Annotated in this window: 4 protein-coding genes and 1 pseudogene; 2 read left to right on the top strand and 3 right to left on the bottom strand. The window is 48.0% G+C overall.

Translation table 11 applies throughout. The features are described 5' to 3' along the window. Together C492_RS00155 and C492_RS00150 are read left to right on the top strand one after the other, a co-directional pair. Positions 1-225 (top strand): annotated as a pseudogene (locus C492_RS00155) (twitching motility protein PilT); the annotation flags it as partial. Between the two features lie 344 nt (positions 226-569). Next, positions 570-983, top strand: coding sequence for an SHOCT domain-containing protein (locus tag C492_RS00150; RefSeq protein WP_008419355.1), 414 nt, complete (start codon positions 570-572; stop codon positions 981-983). A 584-nt stretch (positions 984-1,567) separates the two neighbouring features. Here the strand turns inward: C492_RS00150 and C492_RS25740 are convergent. The 3 genes from C492_RS25740 to C492_RS24040 all read right to left on the bottom strand — a co-directional run. Continuing rightward, complete coding sequence (locus C492_RS25740) at positions 1,568-1,834, bottom strand: CPBP family intramembrane glutamic endopeptidase (protein ID WP_083898716.1); 267 nt, start codon at positions 1,832-1,834, stop codon at positions 1,568-1,570. Continuing rightward, positions 1,771-1,956, bottom strand: a complete 186-nt coding sequence (locus tag C492_RS25735; protein WP_394295462.1) for a CPBP family glutamic-type intramembrane protease — start codon at positions 1,954-1,956, stop codon at positions 1,771-1,773. Before C492_RS25735 ends, C492_RS25740 begins: the two co-directional genes overlap by 64 nt. Positions 1,957-2,743: 787 nt before the next feature. Continuing rightward, positions 2,744-2,924: hypothetical protein (locus tag C492_RS24040; protein ID WP_394295461.1), on the bottom strand; the 181-nt coding region annotated here is incomplete at its 5' end.

The raw sequence follows: 2,924 nt of genomic DNA, 5'->3' as shown, positions 1-2,924 counted from the left end.
TTTGCCCTCGCAGACGCACACGACGGGCGGCTGCTGACCGATGACGGGGATGCCCGGGCGTTCGCGAAAGATCAAGGTCTAACTGTTGTCGGATCGGTTGGCGTTCTGTTGGCTGCAATCGATGCTGGAAAGATCGATGAAGCGACTGCTGACGAGTGGCTGTCGACGTGGATCGACGACATCGGCTACTACGTTCCGTATCGAACGATCTCGGAGTATCGTTGACCACCTTTCTCGGAGTTCGAAACAACTGATCNAGAAGTTGAGACTGCGTTCTCCAATGCATATGGAATCGTCACCCATTTCGCCACTTCGTTTCGACGAGTCTTCACCGAAAGAGCCGATATAGAGACAGTGCATACGTACCTTTTTGCTGCGGGTTCTCGCTCCCTGCGATCGCTGGCGAGTGCTATGCTTGACCCGCACCGCAGCAGTATCAGTTTCGCCTGTACATACTGTCTGTCAGGTAGTCGAAGAGGGATATAGGAAGTGCCCTATGATATCCTTACAACGGATCGCAGTGATGAAACCAACAGAAACGTATTGATGTGGCAGATACATTATGAGCCATGGAAAAGACAGTTCGTCTTAAGCGCATTTCCGAGCACCTCAGCGAAGTAATCGCTCTCCTATCAATTGGTGTGGTTATTGTTGGCACAATTCTCGGAATCGAGTGGATCTTGCTCGTTGGTGCCATTGGGTTCATCGTCGGAACTCCCCTCGTGTCGCTCCTTGAGCCTGATTACGAGATGATGGCGGAGCAGAATGGTGATCGCACCGATAATTCCTCACAAGAAGATCCATTGGAGACCCTCAAAGCTCGATATGCAGAGGGAACGCTATCTGAGGGCGAATTCGAGCGAAAAGTAGGTCCCCTTCTGGAGGTAGACAGCATCGAGGCGGTTGATTCGAGAACTCAAAAGTCGTCCACAATCGAAAGAGCAGACTGTGATCTGGACGCTGCTAGCCTTGAGAAGAAATAGTTAAATTTATGCAAGGTATGACAGCACAATTACCAAGCAATTCATACGTATAATGGCCACAAGTCTCCTGGTGAAAAGCTTCCTATGAATGGGATTTCAACGAGGTACGAGTACTGATTGCGTTGATCCCGACGAGCATTACATACAAGCGGATACAACTGCAATAGATATATTCAATAGGAAAACCATCTCATTGTATGGTTAGCGTGGATACACAAATTTTTGCTGTCTTCGTGGTTCTGGCACTCGTCCTCTGGTACGCTTCAGCAGCCGCTATTGAGAACTCTCTTGTTTCGTTTACTGTCCTTATCAGTGTTGGAGTCGTCTTTCCAACCCTAATCACGGAATTGAGATCTTCCACAAATTCTTAAGATCCGAATTGAGGGAGACGGACCACCTCCAAAGCGGTTAGTAAACCTGTTAGAAGGCTGTTTTCTCTTACTGGGAATGGGCAGGAGATTAATAATCTTCTCACCTCAAGCCCTAAGTGTCGCGTTCAACTCAACGTGACACAGCGCCACACAGCNAGACCGGTAGACCGTTTTCACACTTCGTTCTCGCAAACTTCATCGCAAGAGTAGTTATTAGAGTGTCAAATAAGCGCTAACCATGAGGAGAGCGTTATAGAGACCGTGGACAACGGATGGGATCAGAAGAGAGCCACTCACCTCATACAATGCACCGAAAACAAGACTAACACAAACGATAACAGCAGAGCCTGCAACCATCTCAGGAACGCTTCCGGAGTAATTGAAGAGATGCATCGAACCGAATAGAAGACTTGCCACTATGACTGAAGCAAGAGGCCCAAAAGATTCACGGAGTCGGCCCTGAACAACACCGCGGAACATGAATTCTTCAGCTGGACCAATAAGGACGACCGAAAGANTTCACGGAGTCGGCCCTGAACAACACCGCGGAACATGAATTCTTCAGCTGGACCAATAAGGACGACCGAAAGAACAGCAAGGATTAGCAGGATGGTGGGTTTGTTACAGCAAACTCCTCGAGTACAGCATCAGGCTGAAGATCGAGTATAGTGACAGCGTATGATGTCCCAGCTGCAACGACGAGTGCAGCGACAACTCCACCTACAGTGTAGACGATTGACTGGCGAGTCAGCTCCGAGGTATTAATTATAATACCATATCGCCGCACGAAGAGGTATCCGACAAGTAANCCTACAGTGTAGACGATTGACTGGCGAGTCAGCTCCGAGGTATTAATTATAATACCATATCGCCGCACGAAGAGGTATCCGACAAGTAAGAAACCGATAGGAGTCACTATAAAACTGATAACTGTGACAAGTGTGGACTCAAATCCATATCCCATCGCAAATAGCGGGAAGAGGAATATCATACTACAAAGAGTACTACCGACGAATGCAGAGATCGTCAGAGCAAATGCGACGACAACTGCACGAATACGCTCTAACGCTCGAGTGGATGATTTCATTACAAATATCTCTCAAGTGTAGTAGTAATCACTATCGATATTCGATAGCCAATCGACAATTCAGTCACAGTAGTATACTCTCATCAAAGAGATATTGTACTGTATCTGGCTTCATGATGTCCGCGAAGAATGGACTTACGCTCACTCGACATGCCTTCCCAAAAGAATCGTATAGTCTGGTTTAGCTGATCAACGAAGAGCTCAAGTTCTGTTAGCAGTCGCTATCAGCTTTGTCCCCATCTGGTTCCTCAGTATCGTTGACTGATCCGCCNTTAGCTGATCAACGAAGAGCTCAAGTTCTGTTAGCAGTCGCTATCAGCTTTGTCCCCATCTGGTTCCTCAGTATCGTTGACTGATCCGCCCTCGTTACCGGCCAGATCTCCGTTTTCGTTAGTGTCAACGTCGGAAGCGTTTCCAGTGGCTCCAGTTTCAATGTTCTCGAGTTGTTCTTCCAGGGTCTGTGCATTTTCGGCCTCCTCGGGG

The organism is Natronococcus jeotgali DSM 18795 (assembly GCF_000337695.1).
Taxonomy (GTDB): domain Archaea; phylum Halobacteriota; class Halobacteria; order Halobacteriales; family Natrialbaceae; genus Natronococcus; species Natronococcus jeotgali.
Note: the sequence above shows the minus strand (reverse complement) of the source record. Positions and strands in the feature narration are given on the sequence as shown.

What these genes read in the sequence shown, in the direction of transcription:
- C492_RS25740 (WP_083898716.1), bottom strand. Translation starts at nt 1,834, where the DNA reads ATGTTCCGCGGTGTTGTTCAGGGCCGACTCCGTGAATCTTTTGGGCCT.
- C492_RS00150 (WP_008419355.1), top strand. Translation starts at nt 570, where the DNA reads ATGGAAAAGACAGTTCGTCTTAAGCGCATTTCCGAGCACCTCAGCGAA.